Origin of the sequence: Caballeronia jiangsuensis (genome assembly GCF_046030135.1) — a bacterium.
GTDB classification, from domain to species: Bacteria; Pseudomonadota; Gammaproteobacteria; order Burkholderiales; family Burkholderiaceae; genus Caballeronia; species Caballeronia jiangsuensis.
In genome coordinates this window covers 1-20,941 of the sequence record NZ_JAQQDB010000010.1, presented here as the reverse complement: position 1 = coordinate 20,941, position 20,941 = coordinate 1, and the positions used below count along the sequence as shown (strand labels likewise).

Annotated in this window: 15 protein-coding genes; 3 read left to right on the top strand and 12 right to left on the bottom strand. The window is 63.2% G+C overall.

Going from position 1 to position 20,941, the window contains the following annotated elements:
• Positions 1 to 57: 57 nt before the first annotated feature.
• The gene (locus PQR08_RS12515) at positions 58 to 1,446 is read left to right on the top strand and encodes an MFS transporter (RefSeq protein WP_238209728.1); all 1,389 of its coding nucleotides are present in this window, start codon (positions 58 to 60) and stop codon (positions 1,444 to 1,446) included.
• 9 nt (positions 1,447 to 1,455) lie between these two features.
• Here PQR08_RS12515 and PQR08_RS12510 read toward each other — a convergent pair whose 3' ends face one another.
• Both PQR08_RS12510 and PQR08_RS12505 read right to left on the bottom strand, forming a co-directional pair.
• Positions 1,456 to 1,659 carry a DUF805 domain-containing protein gene (locus tag PQR08_RS12510; RefSeq protein WP_238285181.1) on the bottom strand — a complete coding sequence of 68 codons (204 nt, stop codon included), beginning with the start codon at positions 1,657 to 1,659 and terminating at the stop codon, positions 1,456 to 1,458.
• A gap of 111 nt (positions 1,660 to 1,770) precedes the next feature.
• The gene (locus tag PQR08_RS12505; RefSeq protein ID WP_408161320.1) at positions 1,771 to 3,648 is read right to left on the bottom strand and encodes an ABCB family ABC transporter ATP-binding protein/permease; all 1,878 of its coding nucleotides are present in this window, start codon (positions 3,646 to 3,648) and stop codon (positions 1,771 to 1,773) included.
• A gap of 234 nt (positions 3,649 to 3,882) precedes the next feature.
• Here PQR08_RS12505 and PQR08_RS12500 point away from each other — a divergent pair, with 234 nt between their 5' ends.
• Positions 3,883 to 4,278 (top strand): acyl-CoA thioesterase, encoded by a 396-nt coding sequence (locus tag PQR08_RS12500; RefSeq protein WP_187607483.1) that lies wholly within the window; start codon positions 3,883 to 3,885, stop codon positions 4,276 to 4,278.
• 13 nt (positions 4,279 to 4,291) lie between these two features.
• Here the strand turns inward: PQR08_RS12500 and PQR08_RS12495 are convergent, their stop codons facing one another.
• Both PQR08_RS12495 and PQR08_RS12490 read right to left on the bottom strand, forming a co-directional pair.
• Positions 4,292 to 7,405, bottom strand: coding sequence for a sensor domain-containing protein (locus PQR08_RS12495; protein ID WP_408161319.1), 3,114 nt, complete (start codon positions 7,403 to 7,405; stop codon positions 4,292 to 4,294).
• Positions 7,406 to 7,604: 199 nt separating this feature from the next.
• The gene (locus PQR08_RS12490; RefSeq protein WP_187607481.1) at positions 7,605 to 8,084 is read right to left on the bottom strand and encodes a nitrate reductase associated protein; all 480 of its coding nucleotides are present in this window, start codon (positions 8,082 to 8,084) and stop codon (positions 7,605 to 7,607) included.
• Positions 8,085 to 8,274: 190 nt separating this feature from the next.
• Here PQR08_RS12490 and fdhD point away from each other — a divergent pair, with 190 nt between their 5' ends.
• Complete coding sequence (fdhD, locus tag PQR08_RS12485; RefSeq protein ID WP_408161318.1) at positions 8,275 to 9,102, top strand: formate dehydrogenase accessory sulfurtransferase FdhD; 828 nt, start codon at positions 8,275 to 8,277, stop codon at positions 9,100 to 9,102.
• 6 nt (positions 9,103 to 9,108) lie between these two features.
• Here the strand turns inward: fdhD and PQR08_RS12480 are convergent, their stop codons facing one another.
• From PQR08_RS12480 to aspS, 8 genes are all read right to left on the bottom strand, one after another.
• On the bottom strand, positions 9,109 to 9,873 hold the full coding sequence (locus tag PQR08_RS12480) for an enoyl-CoA hydratase (protein ID WP_408161317.1): 765 nt from the start codon (positions 9,871 to 9,873) through the stop codon (positions 9,109 to 9,111).
• A 54-nt stretch (positions 9,874 to 9,927) separates the two neighbouring features.
• Positions 9,928 to 11,124 carry an acetyl-CoA C-acyltransferase gene (locus PQR08_RS12475; RefSeq protein ID WP_187607478.1) on the bottom strand — a complete coding sequence of 399 codons (1,197 nt, stop codon included), beginning with the start codon at positions 11,122 to 11,124 and terminating at the stop codon, positions 9,928 to 9,930.
• 14 nt (positions 11,125 to 11,138) lie between these two features.
• On the bottom strand, positions 11,139 to 13,568 hold the full coding sequence (locus PQR08_RS12470; protein WP_408161316.1) for a 3-hydroxyacyl-CoA dehydrogenase/enoyl-CoA hydratase family protein: 2,430 nt from the start codon (positions 13,566 to 13,568) through the stop codon (positions 11,139 to 11,141).
• A gap of 714 nt (positions 13,569 to 14,282) precedes the next feature.
• On the bottom strand, positions 14,283 to 16,070 hold the full coding sequence (locus PQR08_RS12465) for an acyl-CoA dehydrogenase C-terminal domain-containing protein (RefSeq protein ID WP_408161315.1): 1,788 nt from the start codon (positions 16,068 to 16,070) through the stop codon (positions 14,283 to 14,285).
• Between the two features lie 67 nt (positions 16,071 to 16,137).
• Complete coding sequence (locus tag PQR08_RS12460; protein ID WP_187607475.1) at positions 16,138 to 16,812, bottom strand: TetR/AcrR family transcriptional regulator; 675 nt, start codon at positions 16,810 to 16,812, stop codon at positions 16,138 to 16,140.
• 271 nt (positions 16,813 to 17,083) lie between these two features.
• Positions 17,084 to 18,379, bottom strand: a complete 1,296-nt coding sequence (locus tag PQR08_RS12455; protein ID WP_408161314.1) for a phospholipase D-like domain-containing protein — start codon at positions 18,377 to 18,379, stop codon at positions 17,084 to 17,086.
• The gene (nudB, locus tag PQR08_RS12450) at positions 18,376 to 18,852 is read right to left on the bottom strand and encodes a dihydroneopterin triphosphate diphosphatase (protein ID WP_187607473.1); all 477 of its coding nucleotides are present in this window, start codon (positions 18,850 to 18,852) and stop codon (positions 18,376 to 18,378) included. Before nudB ends, PQR08_RS12455 begins: the two co-directional genes overlap by 4 nt.
• 109 nt (positions 18,853 to 18,961) lie before the next feature.
• Entirely contained in the window at positions 18,962 to 20,764 is a 1,803-nt protein-coding gene (gene aspS, locus PQR08_RS12445) for an aspartate--tRNA ligase (protein WP_187607472.1), read from the bottom strand.
• Positions 20,765 to 20,941: the final 177 nt, after the last annotated feature.

Genomic DNA, 20,941 nt, shown 5'->3' with positions numbered 1-20,941 from the left:
AGTTCCTCGCGCCGTCGTGTGCTCATCCGATAGCACGCGCGTACACGGAACCCCGCAATGTCCAATCTGATCGCGTCGCTCAGGAGCGGCAACTGGCGCTCGCTGCTCGCCTGCTTCCTTTACTTCGATACGGGTTTCACCGTCTGGGTGCTGTACGGACCGCTCGCGCCGTTCATCGGCCGCGACGTGACGATGTCCGCCGCGCAACAGGGCTTTCTCGTCGCGGTGCCGGTGCTGGCCGCGGCGATCCTGCGCGTGACGCTCGGCAATCTCTATCAGTCGACCGACGGAAGGCGCGTCGCGCTGATGGGCGTCGTGCTCTCGTCGATTCCGTCGATCGTGCTGCCGCTTCTGCCCGGCGTGCCGTCGTATGCGTTGCTGCTCGTGCTCGGCGTGTTCCTCGGCATGGGCGGCGCGAGCTTCGCCGTCGCGTTGCCGATGGCCGGCAGCAACTATCCGCCGAAGGTGCAAGGGCTCGTGCTGGGTCTCGCCGCCGCGGGCAACATCGGCGCGGTGCTCGATGGCTTCCTGTTCCCGCATCTCGCCGATGCCTTCGGCTGGCAGATGTCGACCGCCGCCGCGTTGCCCTTGCTCGCGATCACGGCCGTCGCACTTTTCGCATGGGCCTCCGATGCCGGTCAGAAAGCCGGCAGCACGATGCGCGCGCTGGGGAGCTTCGTGGTGACGCTCGTCAGCCTGATCGTGCTGGTGCTCGCGGTGAACGGCGGCGTGTTCGGCGGCGGCAGGACTGGCGTGCTGCTATTGCCGGTGATCGGCGCGCTGATCGCGATCGCGGTGCTGCCGCGACACTATCGGTCGGTGCTCCGCGAGCGCGACACGTGGGTCATCATGCTGATCTACAGCATCACGTTCGGTGGCTTCGTCGGCATGTCGTCGTATGTGACGCTGCTGCTCACGTCGCTTTATCAGATGCCCAAGCTCGAAGCGGGACTTTTCATGTCGCTGCTCGCGTTTCTCGGCGCGATCGTGCGGCCGTTCGGCGGCTATGTCGCGGATCGAGTGACCGGCGTGCGCGCGTTGCTCGTGCTGCTTGCGGCCATCGCGATCGGCGATTTCGCGTTCGCGATCTGGATGCCGCCCGTAGCAGGCGGTCTCGCGATTCTGATCTGCCTGTACATCGCGTTCGGTCTCGGCAACGGCTCGACGTTCCAGCTCGTGCCGCATCGGTGGAAGGGCAAGACGGGACTGCTGTCGGGGATCGTCGGTGCGGCGGGCGGCATCGGCGGGTTTTATCTGCCGGTGATCATGGGCATCGCGAAGGAAAGTACCGGCAGCTATCAGATGGGCTTCGCGACCTTCGGCGTGCTCGCGACCTGCGCGTTCGGCGCGTTGTTCTTGCTGCGTGGGCAGTGGCTGCGGTGGTCGTCCACTGCATCGCAGGCGCATGATGGCATCGCGATCGGTGGTGCTCACGCGATGGAGTGAGGCTGCGGATTATGGCCGGCGATCGCCGTCGAGCGCCGGCCAGCGTGCGAATGCGAAGACATACAGCGCGATGAGCGTCAGTGCTGGCGTCATAAACGCGAGCACCCACCATCCGGAACGTCCCGTGCGACGAATGATTCGCACGGCCGGATAGATGACCACGGCGAGAAATGCCGCGAAAAGGACCAAGTCCCCGAAACTAATACCGTCCATGGGCTTTTAGTTTGGCTTCCAAAACAAGGAGCGCAGTCTATCAGGTACCGAATGGAGGGATTGTCGAGTTTCGTGCGATCGTGCCTGGTCGAACATCACGCGCCTGCTTCGTCAAACCCCCGCCGTATCCCGCTGATCCACCACCGACTCTTCCGCCCGCTGCTGCTGCAACGCCCACATCTGCGCAAACAGCCCGCCCGCACGCAGCAACTCGGCATGCGTGCCGCGCTCCACGATACGCCCGTGATCCATCACGATGATCTGCTGCGCATGCACGACCGTCGATAGCCGATGCGCGATGATGAGCGTCGTCCTCTCGCGCGCGATCGAATCGAGCTCGCGCTGAATCGCGCGTTCGGACTTCGAATCGAGCGCCGACGTCGCTTCGTCGAAGATCAAAATCGGCGGATCCTTCAAAAGCGTGCGCGCGATTGCGACGCGCTGCTTCTCGCCGCCCGAAAGTTTAAGCCCCCGCTCGCCGACAGGCGTGTCGTAACCCGCCGGCAACGTCTCGATGAACTCGTGGATATGCGCCGCGCGCGCCGCCGCGATCACTTCGTCGCGACTCGCGGAAGGACGCCCGTAGGCGATGTTGTAGTAGATCGAATCGTTGAAGAGCACGGTGTCCTGCGGCACGATGCCGATCGCCGCGCGCAATGAATCCTGCGTCACGTCGCGAATGTCCTGTCCATCGATCCTGATGCCGCCGCCCTGCGCGCGATCGAGATCGTAGAAGCGGAACAGCAGCCGTCCGAGCGTCGACTTGCCCGATCCGCTGTGTCCGACCACGGCCGTCGTCGTGCCTGCCGGAATCGTAAAGTCGACGTCATGCAGAATCGGCCGCGCCTTCTCGTACGCGAAGCTGACGTTCTCGAAATGCACTTCGCCGCCGCGCACGGCGAGCGGCTGCGCGTTCGGCGCATCGGGAACTTCGCGGCCCGCGCCGAGCAGCGTGAACATGCGGTCCATGTCGGTCAGCGCCTGCTTCAGCTCGCGATAAACGACGCCGAGAAAATTCAGCGGAATATAAAGCTGCAGCATGAAGGTGTTGATGAGCACGAGGTCGCCGAGCGTGAGACGTCCCGCCATCACGCCCTGCGTCGCGCGCCACAGAATGAACACGAGCCCGATGCCGATGATCATCTGCTGGCCGAAGTTGAGCATCGACAGCGAGCGCTGCGACTTGATCGCGGCCGCGCGATAGCGCTGCAGGTTCTCATCGTAACGACGCGTTTCCCACTCTTCGTTGCCGAAGTACTTCACGGTCTCGTAGTTGAGCAGCGAATCGATCGCGCGCGAGTTCGCCTTCGAATCGAGATCGTTCATCGTGCGGCGAAAATGCGTGCGCCACTCGGTGACCTTCACCGTGAACACGATATACGTGGCGAGCGCGACAAGCGTGACGATCGCGTAATACGCCTCGTACTTCGTCACGAAGAACGCGAGCACGAGACCGACTTCGACGAGCGTCGGCAGGATGCTGTAGAGCGAATACGAAACGAGTTGCTGGATGCCGCGCGTGCCGCGTTCGATATCGCGCGACATGCCGCCCGTCTGCCGCTCCAGATGAAAACGCAACGACAGCGAATGCAGATGGCGGAACACTTGCAGCGCGAGTTGCCGCACGGCGCTCTCGGTGACCTTTGCAAAAAGCAGTTCGCGAAGCTCGGTGAAGAGCGAGGTCGAAAGCCGCGCGCCCGCATAAGCGATCACCAGCAACCCGATTCCGCCGATCAGCACGATGCCCGGCGCGTCGTCCGCGCGTCCGAGTGCGGTGAGATGCTGCACGGAAGCGAGGCTATCGACAATGCGCTTCATCACGATCGGCACGCCGAGGTTCGCGACCTTCGCGCCGATCAGGCACGTCAGCGCGAACGCGACCCGCCATTTGTACGTGGTGAGATAGGGCAGCAGCGAGCGAATCGTCTGCCAGTCGTTGCGCGGACCCTGGGCCATCGGGCCGGGCTCGCTGCTGGAATAGCGGCGCATGAGTCGTATCGTGTGAGCGCGTCGCTTGGGCGCGGCGTGGGGACGCTGTTATCGGCGAAACGGGCGCACGTCTCTCGCATGCTTTCCCGTACAATTTACTGCAAGCCCCGGCGTAATCGAGGTTTCCGCTCGCGCGCGTTGGGCTTATTCATAAATATGCATTGTCGCAGAAGGTTCAAGGGGCCGCTCGCGCCCGCCAGCCTTCCTGCCGCATCGCAAACCGGACCGCCTTCCATGACCGACCAATCGAGTCTTCCCGAGAAGCACGTCGCGCTGCGCGTCGTGCCGCAGCCCGCCGACGCCAATGTCCACGGCGACGTCTTCGGCGGATGGATCATGGCGCAGGTGGACATCGCCGGCTCCATTCCAGCGAGCCGCCGCGCGAACGGCCGCGTCGCGACCGTCGCGGTGAATTCATTCCTGTTCAAGCATCCGGTGTTCGTCGGCGACCTGCTGAGCTTCTACGCCGATATCGTCAAGACCGGCAATACGTCGGTCACGGTGTCGGTCGAGGTCTGGGCGCAGCGCATGAATCTCGCCGAAGAAGTCGTCAAGGTCACGGAAGCGACGCTCACCTATGTCGCGACCGACCGCGATCGCCGTCCGCGCGTGCTGCCGTCGCGCGACTAGACACGCGACGCGATCAGTGGGGCAGCACGCCCTGCCGCAGCAAGCCCGGAATCGCTTCGTGCGGCATCGGGCGCGAGAACAGGTAGCCCTGCATTTCGTCGCAATCGCGCTCGCGCAGGAAGTCGTGCTGCGCGTGCGTTTCGACGCCCTCCGCGATCACCTGCAATTCCAGCGAATGCGCGAGCGCGATGATCGCCGACGTGATCGTTTCGTCATCGCCCGACGAGCCGATATCCGCGACGAACGAGCGATCGATCTTCAAACGATGCACCGGAAAGCGCTTGAGATACGAAAGACTCGAATATCCGGTGCCGAAGTCGTCGATCGCAATGCCGATGCCGAGCGCCGATAGCTCCGAGAGCATCGTGATCGCTTCCTCCGCGTTGCGCATGATCGCGCTTTCCGTGAGTTCGAGTTCGAGATAGCGCGGTTCCAGTCCGGTCTCTTCGAGCACGGACGTCACGAGCCGCGCGATGTCGCGCTGCTGAAAATGCCGCGCCGACAGATTCACCGACACGCGCGCCGGCGGCAGCCCGGCATCCTGCCACGCCTTGTTCTGCCGGCATGCTTCGCGCAACACCCACTCCGACAGCGGTCCGATCAACCCGCTCTCTTCCGCCACCGGAATGAACGACGCCGGCGACACGAGCCCCTGCTCCGGATCGCTCCAGCGCACGAGCGCCTCGATGCCGACGATCGATCGCGTCGTCATGTCCACCTGCGGCTGATAGTGCAGCAGGAACTCGCCGTCGCGCAGTGCGCGCCGCAAGCGCCGCTCGAGATTCATGCGCGCGCCGACGCTCGCGTTCATCTCCGGCTGATAGAACTGATAGTTGTTGCGGCCCATGTCCTTCGCGCGATACATCGCGAGATCGGCCTTCTTCATCACGGTTTCGGCATCGTCGCCATCTTGCGGATAGAGACTCGCGCCCATGCTGCAGCCGACATAAAGCTCGGTGTCGTCGAGCCATACCGGCTCCGAAATCGCCGCGCGCGTGCGCTCCATCCATGCGATCAGACCGGCTTCGTCGGTGAGATCGGGCAGCACGACCACGAACTCGTCGCCGCCGTGACGCGCGACCGTATCGCTCGATCGCGCCGAACGCGCGAGCCGCTCCGCTATCACCGCGAGCAGCCGGTCGCCGACGCTGTGACCCAGACTGTCGTTGACGTTCTTGAAGCCGTCGAGATCCATGAAGACGACGGCGATCTTCGTCTCGCGCCGCCGCGCCGTCTCGATCGCGTGCTGCAAGCGGTCGCGCAGCAGATTGCGGTTCGGCAGGCGTGTGAGCGTGTCGTAATTCGCCTGATATTCGAGCTCTTCCTGATAGCGCATCAGATCGGTCACGTCGTTGATGATGCCGATATGATGCGTCGTCATGCCCTGCGCGTCCGGCACCGGCGCGACAAAGAGCTGATTCCAGAAGAGCGCGCCGTCCTTGCGATAGTTGCGCACCACGACGCTCGCCTCCATGTTCACGGCGAGCGCGCGACGGATCGCGGTGAGTCCGTCCTGATCGCCGTCCGGGCCGTGCAGGAAGCGGCAGTCCTGCCCGATCACCTCGCTCGGGTCGTAGCCCGTGATGCGCTTGAACGCCGGATTCGCATACTCGATCACGTTCGCGCCGTCCACGACGCCCGTGATCAGAATCGCGTTCACGCTCGCGTCGAGCGCGCGGCTTTGCAGGCGCAGCGCGAGTTCGGCGCGCTTGTGATCGGTGACATCGTGATACGAGCCGAGCACGCCGATCGTCTGCCCTTCGCCGTCGAGCAAAGGCAGCTTGCTCGTGACCACGGTGCGCAATTGCTCGCCCATCACGATGTCTCGCTCGTGATGCATCTTCGGCACCGTCGTGACGATGACTTCCTCGTCGTCCGCGCGCACGATGTCCGCGAGCGCGCTCCACGGCAGGTCGAAATCCGTCTTGCCGATCACCTGTTCGTTGTAGGCGAGACCCGCATCGCGCGCGAACGCGTTGTTGCAGCCGAGATAGCGCAAGTCGCGGTCTTTCCAGAAGACGCGCTGCGGAATGTTGTCGATGACCGCTTCGAGCATCTCGTTCGATCTTCTCGCCTCGGCTTCCGCGTTGATGCGGTCGGTCACGTCGTTCGCCAGCATGAAGATGCCCGGACGATTCGAATACGTGAGCGAGTGGTGCGAGACATCCGCGCCGACGATCGCGCCATCCTTGCGCCGATAACGCCACACGCCCGCCGATCCCTGCCCCGAGGCGGCACGCTCGCCGCTCTCGCCGACGCTGCGCGCGAGCCGTGCGGCGAAGCTGTCGAAGTCGTCCGCATGGTGCAGATCGCGCAGCGTCATGTTCATGAACTCCGGCTCGTTGAAACCGAAGTGTTCGATTGCGGCCTGATTCACGGCGACGAAGCGCATCGTCTCGCGATCGACGATCCACATCGGCACGGGATGCGCCTCGAACATGCCGCGAAAGCGTTCGTTGCTGCGCTGTCTCGCGCGCACGACGCCGAGCTTCTCGCGCGACTGCCGCTCGTGGCTTGCGAACAGATAGATCAGCACGGCGCTGCCGGCGAGCATCGTGAACACGAGCAGCAGCATCGCGCCGCTCGATGCCTGCGCGGACTGATCGAGCGCGATGATCGTCGCGTTATCGATGCGCGAGCGCACGAAGTCGAGTTCATCATCGACGCTCTGCTGATCTTCGCCGAGCGTGACGAACGCGGCGTCGGCCCACGCGCGGGATTCGTCGGGCGCGGCGCGTTTCGCGCGCTCGAACGCGAGACCGGCGTCGCGGCGCATTTCGGCGGCGCGCGCGGCGAGCGCATCGAAGGCGCCCGTCATGCCCGGCTCCATCGCGATCTGCGCGCGCAGTCCGCTTTCGAGCGCGTCGAGATGGGCTTCGCGCTCCTGATGGCGTGCGTCGGTTTCGGCGATGCCGGTCGCTTCGAAGCGGCTCAGTTGCGTGAGCGATTCGCCGAGCGCGCCGCGCCAGGCCGCGAGATCGCGCAGGAGGCTCATCGAGCGCAGCGTGCGCGCGTCGCTTTCGCGCAGCCCGCCGATGCGCTCGCAGGCGACGAACGCATTCGCGCCGAGCGCGGCCAATACCACGGCGATATTGACGAGCAAACCTCTGGAGAGGAATCGGGTCATGAGCGGCGGGCTGAATCCTTGAGTGCGCGTCGGATGCGCATCGAGGCAACGCGCGTCCACGCGAATGCGCGGCGTGAAACGCGTACACGCCGCGATTAATGGATAACGCCCAATAACGGCACCGCTCGCCCTATATTTAGGGCTTGCCCGCAAATAATCCGATTAAAGCGCGCGCTTAACGTTTGCGCGCGCCGGGCCTTCAGTCGACCAGGCCGAATTCCTTCATCGCGGGCAGGAAATCGTGATTGACCTTGTCGGTGTTGCGCGAGAGTTTCGCAAGCGCGTAACGCTGGAAACGGTCGAGCGCGCCCCAGCGATCGAGACTCGGCGCGCTCACGCCGGACAGGCTGCTTTGCCGGATCACGGTTTCGGGCACGGCATCGGCGTGCATCCACACGGGGTCCGGATCGCGCTCGATCTTCTCGGGCGCAGCGTTCACGTGCGTCTTCATCATCTCTTCGAGCGCGAGGTCGAAGTTCTTCTCGAGTTCGGCATCGTCCTCGACGGGAAAGCGTGCGAGCAGCGCGCGATCGTCGTAAGGAAGCTGCTGCCATTGATCAAGCGTAATGCGCATGCCGAAGCGATCGAGATTGAAGCGCACCGCAAGCGGAATGAAGCGCAGATTGTCAGAGGATTCGACTTCGAATCCGAAGAGACGGGCGGCGTCGTAAAGTCCCATGGCGAAGCCTCGTTGGATTGAGCAGGGGTGCGCGACGCGCATCGCCCGCTTAAGTTATTGTAGGGCCTTGGATCTGGCTGGAACCATTGCAATCTAGCCGCTGTTCGCGTCGCGATGCGTGCGAACAGCAACGATAGGCAGCAAATCACATACCCGACTTTACTCGAAGTGAGCGGTCAGGAGCATTGAAGTGAATCAACTCGAAACCGACGACCAACCGGGCTTCGTCGAGCGTCAGGTGCGCAGGCATCGCAGGAACGAGAGCGCGATCGCCGCGGACAACGTCGGTCAGGAATGGCCCGTCGCACTCGTTTTCAACGGCATCTCGCACGCGGTGATGATGTGCACGCCGCGCGATCTCGAAGCGTTCGCCGTGGGCTTCTCGCTGACGGAAGGTATCGTCGAGCGTGGCAGCGACATTCACGACATCGAGGTCTACTTCCGCGATGACGGCGTCGCGTTGCCGCATGCCGAAGTGCATTTGCAGGTCGTGCAGCAGGCGTTCGCGTCGCTCAAGGACAAGCGCCGTGCGCTCGCCGGGCGCACGGGCTGCGGCGTGTGCGGCATCGAAAGTATCGAGTTGCTCGATCTTCAGCCCGAACAGGTGCCGGATACGGGCTTTCTTGCGCGTCTCGCGCCCGACGCGACCGAGCGCGCCGCACGCGAATTGCCCGCGTATCAGCAGTTGACGAAGCTGACGGGCGGACTGCACGCCGCCGCGTGGTGCGACGAAACCGGCGCCGTGCGCTACGCCTTCGAGGACGTCGGGCGGCACAACGCGCTCGACAAACTCATCGGCCACCTGATCCTGCGCCGCGAGGACACGACGCAAGGCTTCGTGTTTCTTTCGAGCCGCGCGAGCTATGAACTCGTGCGCAAGTCGGCGCGCGTCGGCATTCCGATGGTCGCGACGATTTCCGCGCCGACATCCCTCGCCATCTCGATCGCGAAGCAGGCGGGCTTGCGGCTCGTCAGCTTCGCGCGCGAGAACAGCTTCGTCGAATACGACGTCGAGTGAAGCGCCTTACTCGAACTGGCTGAAGTTCGGCTTGCGTTTCTCGAAGAACGCCTGAAACGCTTCGCGTGCTTCGGGCGCGACCAGCATCCGCGCGAAGTGCGCGGCTTCGTCTTCCATGCGCGCGCTCACTTCATGCGTCTGCGCGCCCTTCATCAACGACTTTGTCACGCGCAGCGACGAGGCCGGCAGCATCGCCAGCCGCTTCGCCTTTTCGAACGCGTAGGCGTCGAGCTCGGCGGCATCGATCCCGCCGTTCACGAAGCCCATGCCGATCGCTTCATTCACGTCGAACGCTTCGCCGAGCAGGAGCTTTTCCGCGGCGCGCTGATAACCCGCCGTGCGCGGCAGCAGCAGACTCGACGCCGCTTCGGGACACAGTCCGAGTTGCGAGAACGGCAGCGAGAACTTCGCGTTCGTGCTCGCGTAGACGATGTCGCAGTGCAGGAGCATCGTCGTGCCGATGCCCACCGCCGTGCCCCCGACCGCCGCCACGATCGGCTTCGGAAAGGCGCTGATGCGGCGCAGGAACTGGAACACGGGCGCGTCGAGGCCTTTGGGCGGATCGTTCAGAAAATCGTCGAGATCGTTGCCCGCGCTGAACGTGCTGCCCACCGCTCGAATCAGCACGGCCCGCACAGTCGGGTCCATCTCGGCTTCGTAGAGGCCGTCGGCCATTTCCTGATACATCGCCGCGGTGATCGCGTTTTTCTTCTCCGGACGATTGAGCACGATGCTCAGCACGCCGTCCGCGCGTTCGATCTGAATTTCCATCCGCTGTCTCCTTCATGTCGGTCCGCGAGCAACGACGTCGCGGACCATTCGCGATCAAAGGCGTTCGATGATGCCCGCCGCGCCCATGCCGGTGCCGACGCACATCGTCACCATGCCGTACTTCAGGTTGCGCCGGCGCAGGCCGTGCACGACCGTCGATGCGCGGATCGCGCCCGTCGCGCCGAGCGGATGGCCGAGCGCGATCGCGCCGCCGAGCGGATTGACCTTCGACGGATCGAGACCGAGATCGCCGATCACCGCGAGCGCCTGCGCCGCGAAGGCTTCGTTCAGCTCGATCCAGTCGATGTCGTCCTGCTTCAGACCTGCCGCCTTCAACGCGGCCGGAATCGCTTCCTTCGGCCCGATGCCCATGATCTCCGGCGGCACGCCGCGCACCGCGAAGCTCACGAAACGCGCGAGCGGCGTCAGGTTGAACTGCTTCAAGACCTTTTCCGACACGACGATCAGCGCGCCCGCGCCGTCCGACGTCTGCGAACTGTTGCCGGCCGTGACCGAGCCCTTGTTCGCGAACACGGGACGCAGCTTCGCCAGCCCTTCCAGGTTCGTTTCGCGCGGGCCTTCGTCGAGCCTGATTTCGCGATTGTTCACGCGCACTTCACCCGATGCGAGATCCGGAAAGCGCTCGTTCAGCGTGTAGGCGGCGATTTCATCGGCGAATTCGCCCGCCTGCTGCGCGGCCAGCGCGCGGCGATGCGACTCCACCGCGAACGCGTCCTGCGCCTCGCGGCTCACCTTCCAGCGCTCCGCGACCCTCTCCGCCGTCAGCCCCATGCCGTAGGCGATGCCCACGTCTTCGTTGCGATCGAAGATATGCGGCGACAGCGACGGCTTGTTGCCCATCATCGGCACCATGCTCATCGATTCGCAGCCGCCCGCGATCATCGCCTCGGCTTCACCGACGCGAATGCGGTCCGCCGCCATCGCGAGCGCGGTCAGGCCCGATGCGCAGAAGCGGTTCACCGTCACGCCGCCGACCGTGTTCGGCAAGCCCGACAGCAGCGCGCCCATGCGCGCGACGTTCAGACCTTGCTCGGCTTCGGGAATCGCGCAGCCGACGATCGCATCTTCGATCACGCTCGTGTCGAGTCCCGGCACTTGCCCGACCGCCGATTTGATCGCGTGAACGAGCAGCTCGTCGGGGCGCGTGTTTTTGAACACGCCACGTGGCGCCTTGCCGATCGGCGTGCGGCTCGCGGCGACGATGTATGCGTCTTGAAGTTGTTTGCTCATTGATTGCTCCGCGATTAGTTGCGAACCGGCTTGCCGGTCTGCAGCATGCCCATGATTCGCTCTTGCGTCTTCTGCGTGCCGAGCAGTTCGACGAACGCGCGGCGTTCCAGCGCCAGCAGCCATTCTTCGTCGACGAAACTGCCCGCTTCGACGTCGCCGCCGCACACCGCTTCCGCGATGCGGCTCGCGATCAGATAGTCGTGATCGCTGATGAAGCGCCCGTCGCGCATGTTCACGAGCGACGCCTTGATCGTCGAGATCGCCGAGCGCCCCGCCACCGGCACCTGCTTCACGCGCAACGGCGGACGATAACCCGACGCGCTCAATGCGCGCGCCTCGTTCTTCGCGATGTCGAGCAGTTCGTGCACGTTGAAGACGATCGTGTCGGACGGCTTCAGATAACCCATCGCGCGGGCATCGAATGCGGACGACGAGACTTTCGCCATCGCCGCGTTTTCGAAGGACTTCTGCAGGAACTTGAGCAGATCGGTCGTCGCATTGACCGCGCTGGCCGCTTCCGCCGCGCGCAACGCGGCTTCCTTCAGACCGCCGCCCGCCGGCACCAGACCGACGCCCACTTCCACGAGACCGAGATAGCTCTCGACATGCGCGACGCGCTTCGCCGAATGAAGCAGCAGTTCGCAGCCGCCGCCGAGCGCGATGCCCGACACCGCCGACACCACCGGCACGTTCGCGTATTTCACGCGCAGCATGCCTTGCTGGAACTTCTTCACGAACGGATCGACGCCTTTCGCGCCGCCCATCATGAACGCGGGCATTGCTTCTTCGAGGTTCGCGCCTGCCGAGAACGGACCGCCCGGCGCGCCGAGTTGCAGCGACGTCGGTTGCCAGATCACGACGCCGCGATACGACTTCTCCGCGAGCTCGATGGCTTGCGTGAGGCCGTCGATCACGCCCGCGCCGATCGTGTTCAGCTTCGTCTTGAACGAGACGATCACGATGTCGCCATCGTCACGATCGAGCCAGGCGCGCACGTTCTCGGTTTCGAACAGCGTCTTGCCGAAGGTCTTCGGATCGGCGCCCGTCTCACCGACGAGCGGCGCGCGGAACACCTGCTTCTCATAGACGGGCAGCGTCGAGCGCGGCTCAAAGCGCTTCGCTTTCGGCGACCACGACCCTTCGTTCGTATGCACGCCGTTCTTCCCGGCGACGGGACCGTCGAGCACCCACGCGGGCAGCGGCGCGTTCGACAGCGCCTTGCCTGCATCGATATCTTCCTGCACCCACTTCGCGATTTGCTGCCAACCCGCCGCCTGCCAGCTTTCGAACGGCCCCTGATTCCAGCCGAAGCCCCAACGGATCGCGAGATCGACATCGCGCGCGTTGTCCGCGATCGATTCGAGATGCACCGCGATGTAGTGGAACACGTCGCGGAAAATTGCCCACAGGAACTGCGCCTGCTTGTTGTCGGTTTCGCGCAGGAGCTTGAAGCGCTCGGCGGGCGGACGCTTCAGAATGCGGCCGATGAGTTCGTCGGCCTTCGCGCCGCCATCGATATAAGACGCCGTCTTCGGGTCGAGCACCTTGATCGCGCGGCCTTCCTTGCGATAGAAACCGGCGCCCGTCTTCTGGCCGAGCGCGCCGTTCTTCACCAGTGCTTCGAGCACGGGCGGCGTCTTGTAGACGGAGAAGAACGGATCGTCGTGCAGGTTGTCCTGCATCGTCTTGATGACGTGAGCCATCGTGTCGAGACCGACGACATCCGCCGTGCGGAACGTCGCGGACTTCGCGCGGCCGAGGCGCGCGCCGGTGAGGTCGTCGACTTCGTCGAAGCGCAGGCCGAACTTTTCGGCTTCCGCGATCACCGCGAGAATCGAAAAAATGCCGACGCGGTTCGCGATGAAGTTCGGCGTGTCCTTCGCGCGCACGACGCCCTTGCCGATCACGCTCGTCAGGAAGGTTTCGAGCTGGTCGAGGATTTCGGGCTTCGTGGATTCGGTCGGAATCAGCTCGACCAGATGCATGTAGCGCGGCGGATTGAAGAAGTGCACGCCGCAGAAGCGCGATTTCAGTTCATCGGAAAAGCCGTTCGACAACTCGGTGATCGACAGGCCCGACGTGTTGCTCGCGAAGATTGCTTGCGGCGCGATGTGCGGCGATACCTTCTTGTAGAGATCGTGCTTCCAGTCCATGCGCTCGGCGATGGCTTCGATCACGAGGTCGCATTCGGCGAGCTTCGCGATATCGTCGTCGTAGTTCGCGGGCTCGATGTATTGGGCGTCGTCCTTGACGCCGAACGGCGCGGGCGACAGCTTCTTCAGGTTCTCGATGGCTTTCAGCGCGATGCCGTTCTTCGGGCCTTCCTTCGCGGGAAGATCGAAGAGAAGAACAGGGACGCGGGCGTTGATCAGATGCGCGGCGATCTGCGCGCCCATCACGCCCGCGCCGAGCACGGCGACTTTTTTGATGTTCAGGGTGCTCACAGGTTTGTCACTCCGGGGTTCGTGAGAGGTGGGTTGATTCGGTGGCCTTCGTTCTTCGTGGAATCCTGAGTTCGTGTCGGTCTATTTGCTCTGCCCCTCCCCGGGGCGGGGGTCACTTTCTTTGCTGCTGCAAAGAAAGTAACCAAAGAAACAGCTATCCCCAGCCTAAGCACTTCACACCGGCCGCGGCACAGGCGATTGGCTGAATGGCCCGGCTATAGCGAGTGCCCTCGTAGGTCTAGCGGGGCTTGGACCGCGCACGGTCTGACACATCGCACCACTCGCCTCACTGGTTCAGCACCAAATAGCTCCGGCCCGCTTCGCGGCCGACCGGCCAATCGGGTTTGCACGTGCTTCTTTGCAAACACCGCCATCTCAATGCTCTGCACATGTGCGCCGTTGGTTTCCCTTGCATACCCAACGGCAGCGCGTAGCGCTGTGCCGATGCTCTTTTGTGCTGAACCAGCGCGCGCAAACTACTGGCTCGACAGACCGTGCGCGATCCAAGCCCGGATGGGCCTTTGGGGGCGACACTTAGGCGAGTGCCATCGACGGCTGGCAAGCATGGCCAAACTGCGTGTGACCGCGGGCCTCAACGAGCTGCTTTCTTTGGTTACTTTCTTTGCAGCAGCAAAGAAAGTGACTGCCGCCCCGCACAGGGGCAATGCCAATAGACCACCGCGAAAACGGGATCCGGCGCACAAGCCCAAAAAATCAGAAAAGCGCTTCGTCGAAATCCATCATCGGCTTAGCTCCGGCACGAGCAGCACGAATCGTCGAAGCGGTCTCAGGCAGCAGCTTGGCAAAGTAAAACCGCGCAGTGGCGAGCTTGGCCTTGTAGAAGGCATCGTCGGAAGCGGCATTGTCCAGAGCAACCCGCGCCATCCGCGCCCAGAAATATGAAAACACCAGATGCCCAACAGTACGCAAATAAGGCACGGCCGCAGCGCCGACCTCATCAGGATTCTGCATGGCCTTCATGCCGATCTCCATCGTGAGCTTCTGCACCTTGTCGCCGATATCGGCAAGCGGATTGATGAACTCCTGCATCTCCGGCTTCACGCCTTCCTGCTCGACAAAATCGGCAACGAGCTTGCCGAAGCGCTTCAGCTTCGCGCCCATATCGCCGAGAATCTTGCGGCCCAGCAGATCGAGCGCCTGAATGGAATTCGTGCCCTCGTAGATCATGTTGATGCGCGCATCGCGGACGTGCTGCTCCATGCCCCATTCGGAGATGAAGCCGTGGCCGCCGTAGATCTGCATCGCCATATTGGTGCCTTCGAACGCGTTGTCCGTCAGAAAGGCCTTGATGACCGGCGTCAGCAGCGCGACGAAATCGGCGGCCTCCTGACGCACGGATTCATCCGCGTGCGAGAGTTCCTTGTCGATGTTGAGCGCCGCCCAGTACGTGAACGCGCGGCCCGCTTCGGCATAGGCCTTCTGCGTGAGCAACATGCGGCGCACGTCCGGATGCACGATGATCGGATCGGCAGCCTTCTCCGGCGCCTTCGGGCCGGTGAGCGAGCGCATCTGCAGACGCTCTTTCGCATACACGAGCGAGTTCTGATACGCGACTTCGGTCAGGCCGAGTCCCTGCATGCCGACGCCCAGACGCGCCGCGTTCATCATCACGAACATCGCGTTCAAGCCCTTGTTCGCCTCGCCGACGAGCCAACCCGTGGCGCCGTCGAGATTCATCACGCAGGTCGCATTGCCGTGGATGCCCATCTTGTGCTCGATCGAGCCGCACTTGATGCCGTTGCGTGCACCGATCGCACCGCCTGCATCGGGGACGAACTTCGGCACGATGAAAAGCGAGATGCCCTTCGTTCCCATCGGCGCGCCCGGCAGACGCGCGAGCACCAGATGGACGATGTTCTCGGCCATGTCGTGCTCGCCGCTCGAAATGAAGATCTTCGTGCCGGTGAGCGCGTACGAACCGTCGGAATTCGGCTCGGCTTTCGTGCGCAGGATGCCGAGGTCCGTTCCGCAATGCGGCTCGGTCAGGCACATCGTGCCGGTCCACTCGCCCGAGACGAGTTTCGAAAGATAGGTGGACTTCTGCTCCGGCGTGCCGTGTGCATGCAGACACTCGTACGCGCCGTGCGAGAGGCCGGGATACATCGTCCAGGCCTGATTCGCCGAATTGAGCATTTCATACAGCGCGTTGTTCACGAACGCAGGCAAACCCTGGCCGCCGTACTCGGGATCGCACCCGAGCGCGGGCCAGCCCGCATCGATGTACTGGCGGTACGCCTCTTTGAAGCCCGCCGGCGTCTTGACGACGCCATCGCCGGCGTAGGTGCAGCCTTCGCGGTCGCCGCTCTGGTTGAGCGGGAACACGACTTCGGAGCAGAACTTCCCGGCTTCCTCGAGCACCTGATTGATGGTGTCGGCGTCGAGGTCGGCATGCTTCGGCATGCTCTTCAATTCGGCTTCGACGTTCAGCACTTCGTGCAGCACGAACTGCATGTCGCGAAGGGGGGCGGCGTACTGTCCCATGAATCTCTCCAGTTTCTTCAAGCGTCTGGTTGCGCGCCGCCGAACCACCTTCGATTCGACGGCGCCGCTAACGGCTGTCGGTGTGTTGCGATGTCAGGTTCGTCGCCGCATTCGCAGTCGGCTGAGGGATGGCCGTTCCGGCTCCCGCATTCGACGTCTGATACGACACGATCGTCTTGTCCAGCGCGTCCCGCGTCAGTTGCACGGCTTCCGGAAGATGCAGGAAGCGCGCATCGTGATGCAGGCCGAGCGTAAAGCTGTACAGCTCGAACAGCATCAGATGCGGATCCGTCTCCGCCTTCAGATGCCCTTCGTCCTTCGATTGGCGAATCGCGCGCAACAACGCCTCGCGCCACATGCTCACGCTGTGCACGAGCTGCTCGCGCACGGCGCTCGCGGCGCGGTCGTCGTACTCCACCGCTCCGCTGATATAGATGCAACCCGTGGTCACTTCCTGGATGCGCTTCTCCATCCAGCGATTCATCATCGCGCGCAATCGCGGCAGGCCGCGCGCTTCGCGCAGGCTCGGAAAGAACACTTCGTCTTCGAAGCGCCGGTGATACTCGCGCACCACCTCCACCTGCAAATCCTCTCGCGACCCGAAATGCGCAAACACACCGCTCTTGCTCATTTGCATCCGCTCGGCCAACAGGCCGATCGTCAGCCCTTCCAGCCCGTCCCGACTTGCCAACTCCAGCGCTGCGTCGAGAATCGCGGCCCGCGTCTGTTCGCCTTTTCGCATGATGTCCCTACCGTTCTTATGTGACCCGTAAAATCGAACGGCCGTTCTATTATTATGGCCGAACGCTGGTGATACAAGCAGATTTTTAGATACGCGTTTCTAAAACGCTAGGACTCGTCTATAGGATAAATCTCAACGATGTCCGAGCCCATTGTCGCGTTTTATGTACGGACTGCCTGTAAGTGACTGCCCGAGTTCCCGATTCGTGGGAACCTTTCTCCAATGATGCCTGCTGACCAGTATTTTTACGCAATCGATGCGAAATAGCAGGTTAATCGTACTGACCAATGGTGATCATTTTCATCATCACGCGGTAAGTGTTGTAGGCCAGCCAATTAAGCGCTCGCTCCGTAACAGGCCGCGACGCATAGTGCTTTTCATCGATCGGACGGCCTTCGTCAAACGCCTGAAGAATGGCGTCGTGTAATCCGCCGATTTCGGGATGATTCACGAGCACCATGTTGGCCTCGTTGTTGAGCACGAGCGAAAGCGCGTCGAGGTTCGATGAGCCGATCGTCGCCCAGTCCGCATCGACGACCGCGACCTTGCCGTGAAGCATCGTCTTCTCGTATTCCGCGATCCTCACGCCGTGCTTCAGCAGGTTGCCGTAGAGAAACGGCGTCGCGTAATCCAATGCTACGAATTCCTTACGACCGATAACCAGCGACACGCGCACGCCGCGCCCGGCCGCATTGACCAGCGCGCGCCGCAACCTGCGCCCCGGCATGAAGTAAGGATTCGCGAGCAACACTTCGCTCTCTGCGTGCGCGATTGCACGAAGATACGCCTTTTCGATCGCGCGCCGATTGAGCAGGTTATCGCGCGCGACGAACGCAACGCACGGCTGGTCGACTGCGTGGATTTCACCGAGCCGCGCGCGCCGGCGCGCCAGCATCGCGCGGCGGGCGTTCCATCGGCCGGGCGCGCGCGCGCTTTCGCTTTCCTGCTGCTCGCAGGCCGGCTGTTTCAGCTGTCGCGGTTTCACGCCCAGCCGAATCCGCTGCCATTGCAGGTCGAAGGCTTCGCGCACGTCCTTGACGACGGGGCCTTGCGCCTCCATCGCGAAATCCCAGCGCGGCCGTTCGAGACGCGTGCCGTTCTGATCGTAGTCGTCGACGATATTGATGCCGCCGCAAAACGCGTACGTTTCATCGATCAGCGCGAGCTTGCGATGCGTGCGCGAGAAGCCGAGCGGCCCGAACAGAAGATGCGGGTTGTAGATGCGATGATCGACGCCGCGCTCCTGCCAGAGCTTGAACATCGGCAGATTGCTTTCCGTGCCGATGCCATCCGTGATCACACGCACCTTCAGGCCGCGTTCGGCCGCGCGCACGAGCGCATCGGAGACGGCGCGGCCGATATCGTCGTTGGCGAAGATATAGGTTTCCAGCGACACCGACTTGCGCGCGTTGTCGATCCGCTCGATCAGCGCCGGGAAAAATTGCACGCCGCCCTTGAAGAGCCGCACGTGATTGCCGGACGTGAAGCAAAAGCGCGGCGGGCGGCGGCCCGAGAACAGCGCCTGGCGCAAACGCTTGAAACTGCGCCGCGGACGCAGTCCGATCATCGGCTATGCGCCGCGAGGCGCTCGGGCAATTGCAGGATGGCTTCCCGGTTCGACCACGAGAAGCATCGGTCGGCGGCCTCGCGAAACGGCAGCCACAAGTGTGCGGTGTGTTCGCGCGGCGCGAGTGTCACTTCGAGACAATGCGGCACGAGCAGGCTGAACTGATGTTCGGTGTTGCGCGTGATGCCTTCCGCGTAGCGATGCCGCCATTGCGGATAGATCTCGTATTCGATGCTGTGATGCCAGTCGAGCAGCGCGTTCTCGGGCACGAGCGCGCTGCCGATCACGATGCCCGTCTCTTCCTGCACCTCGCGCGCCGCGGTCTCGACGAACGGTTCGTCGATGCGATCCTTCGAGCCCGTCACCGACTGCCAGAAGCCCTTGTGATCCACGCGTTCGATGATGAGCACATCGAGCTCCGGCGTATGAATGACGACCAGCACGGATTCGGGGATTTTTGGCGGCTTCTGCATGTCTTGGTGAACGCGCGTTTCATTGTTTGTCGGTGCCCAAAGACTGTAACGCAAAAAACGAAAAAGGCGCACTCGGCGCCTTTTTCATCACATCGACAACGAAAGCTGCTTAGTGCGCCTTCTGCTCCGGCTGACGCAGACGGATGTGCAACTCGCGCAACTGACGCTCGTCCACTTCGCTCGGCGCCTGCGTGAGCAGATCCTGCGCGCGCTGCGTCTTCGGGAACGCGATCGTGTCGCGGATCGAATCGGCGCCGGACATCAGCGTGACGATGCGGTCCAGACCGAACGCGATACCGCCGTGCGGCGGCGCGCCGTACTGGAGCGCGTCGAGCAGGAAGCCGAACTTCAGACGCGCTTCTTCCGCGCCGATCTTCAGCGCGCGGAACACCTTGCTCTGCACGTCTTCCTGGAAGATACGCACCGAACCGCCGCCGATTTCCCAGCCGTTCAGCACCATGTCGTATGCCTTCGCGAGGCAGCGGCCCGGATCGGTTTCGAGGTACTCGAGGTGCTCGTCCTTCGGGCTCGTGAACGGATGATGCGCGGCCACGTGGCGGTTCTCTTCCTCGTCGAACTCGAACATCGGGAAGTCGATGACCCACAGCGGCTTCCAGCCGGTTTCGAGCAGGCCGGTCGTCTTGCCGAATTCCGAATGGCCAATCTTCAGGCGCAGCGCGCCGAGGCTGTCGTTCACGACCTTCGCGCGATCCGCCGCGAAGAAGATGATGTCGCCGTCTTGCGCCGCCGTGCGCTCCATGATCGCCGCGAGCGCCGCGTCATGCAGGTTCTTGACGATCGGGCTTTGCAGGCCGTCGCGGCCACGGGACTTGTCGTTGACCTTGATCCACGCGAGGCCCTTCGCGCCGTAGATGCGCACGAATTCCGTGTAACCGTCGATGTCGCCGCGCGACAGCTCGCCGCCCTTCGGCACGCGCAGCGCAGCGACACGGCCGTCCTTCGAGTTGGCCGGCATGCTGAACACCTTGAAGTCGACGTCCTTCACGGCATCCGTGAGATCGGCGAATTCGAGCTTCACGCGCAGATCGGGCTTGTCCGAACCAAAGCGGCGCATCGCTTCCGAATACAGCATGACCGGGAATTTCGCGGGCAGCGTGACATCCATCGTCTCCTTGAAGACGTGGCGGATCATCTCTTCGAACAGATCGCGGATTTCCTGCTCGGTCAGGAACGACGTTTCGCAGTCGATCTGCGTGAATTCCGGCTGACGGTCGGCGCGCAGGTCTTCGTCGCGGAAGCACTTGGTGATCTGGTAGTAACGGTCGAAGTTCGCGACCATCAGCAACTGCTTGAACAACTGCGGCGACTGCGGCAGCGCGAAGAACTGACCCGCGTTCACGCGCGACGGCACGAGGTAATCGCGCGCGCCTTCCGGCGTGCTCTTGGTCAGCATCGGCGTTTCGATGTCGATGAAACCTTGCGCGTCGAGATATTTGCGCACTTCCATCGCGACGCGATAGCGCAGGCGCAGGTTCTTCTGCATTTGCGGACGGCGCAGGTCGAGCACGCGATGCGTGAGTCGCGTGGTCTCCGAGAGGTTGTCGTCGTCGAGCTGGAACGGCGGCGTGACCGATGCGTTCAGCACGGTCAGCTCGTGGCACAGCACTTCGATCTTGCCGCTCGTGAGGTTCGCGTTGACCGTGCCTTCGGGACGGTCGCGCACGACGCCTTTCACCTGCACGCAAAACTCGTTGCGCACGCCTTCGGCCACCTTGAACATCTCGGCGCGGTCCGGATCGCAGACGACCTGAACGAGCCCTTCGCGATCGCGCAAGTCGATGAAGATAACGCCACCGTGGTCGCGGCGGCGATGCACCCAGCCGCACAGCGAAACGGTTTGGCCCAGGCGGGCCTCGGTCACCAGACCGCAGTATTCAGATCGCATCGACATGATGTTGTGTCTTTCGTTGTTCGTTGATCAACGGCTCGCGCGTTCGGGCCTCGCTCTTTCGTTCGGCGGACTCCTGGCTCGCGCGTGCCGGCATTACATCGGCGGCTCGGTGGGGCGGCGGGCGGGCGCGACCGGCGCCGGCGCGCTCGGGGCGGGAGCCCCCCCCCCCCACGAGAC

Coding starts and splice junctions, on each gene's coding strand:
- PQR08_RS12475 (WP_187607478.1), bottom strand. CDS start 11,124: ATGAGCAAACAACTTCAAGACGCATACATCGTCGCCGCGAGCCGCACG.
- PQR08_RS12510 (WP_238285181.1), bottom strand. CDS start 1,659: ATGGACGGTATTAGTTTCGGGGACTTGGTCCTTTTCGCGGCATTTCTC.
- nudB (WP_187607473.1), bottom strand. CDS start 18,852: ATGCAGAAGCCGCCAAAAATCCCCGAATCCGTGCTGGTCGTCATTCAT.
- PQR08_RS12455 (WP_408161314.1), bottom strand. CDS start 18,379: ATGATCGGACTGCGTCCGCGGCGCAGTTTCAAGCGTTTGCGCCAGGCG.
- PQR08_RS12490 (WP_187607481.1), bottom strand. CDS start 8,084: ATGGGACTTTACGACGCCGCCCGTCTCTTCGGATTCGAAGTCGAATCC.
- PQR08_RS12460 (WP_187607475.1), bottom strand. CDS start 16,812: ATGCGAAAAGGCGAACAGACGCGGGCCGCGATTCTCGACGCAGCGCTG.
- PQR08_RS12465 (WP_408161315.1), bottom strand. CDS start 16,070: ATGGGACAGTACGCCGCCCCCCTTCGCGACATGCAGTTCGTGCTGCAC.
- PQR08_RS12500 (WP_187607483.1), top strand. CDS start 3,883: ATGACCGACCAATCGAGTCTTCCCGAGAAGCACGTCGCGCTGCGCGTC.
- PQR08_RS12515 (WP_238209728.1), top strand. CDS start 58: ATGTCCAATCTGATCGCGTCGCTCAGGAGCGGCAACTGGCGCTCGCTG.
- PQR08_RS12480 (WP_408161317.1), bottom strand. CDS start 9,873: ATGGAAATTCAGATCGAACGCGCGGACGGCGTGCTGAGCATCGTGCTC.
- aspS (WP_187607472.1), bottom strand. CDS start 20,764: ATGTCGATGCGATCTGAATACTGCGGTCTGGTGACCGAGGCCCGCCTG.
- PQR08_RS12505 (WP_408161320.1), bottom strand. CDS start 3,648: ATGCGCCGCTATTCCAGCAGCGAGCCCGGCCCGATGGCCCAGGGTCCG.
- PQR08_RS12495 (WP_408161319.1), bottom strand. CDS start 7,405: ATGACCCGATTCCTCTCCAGAGGTTTGCTCGTCAATATCGCCGTGGTA.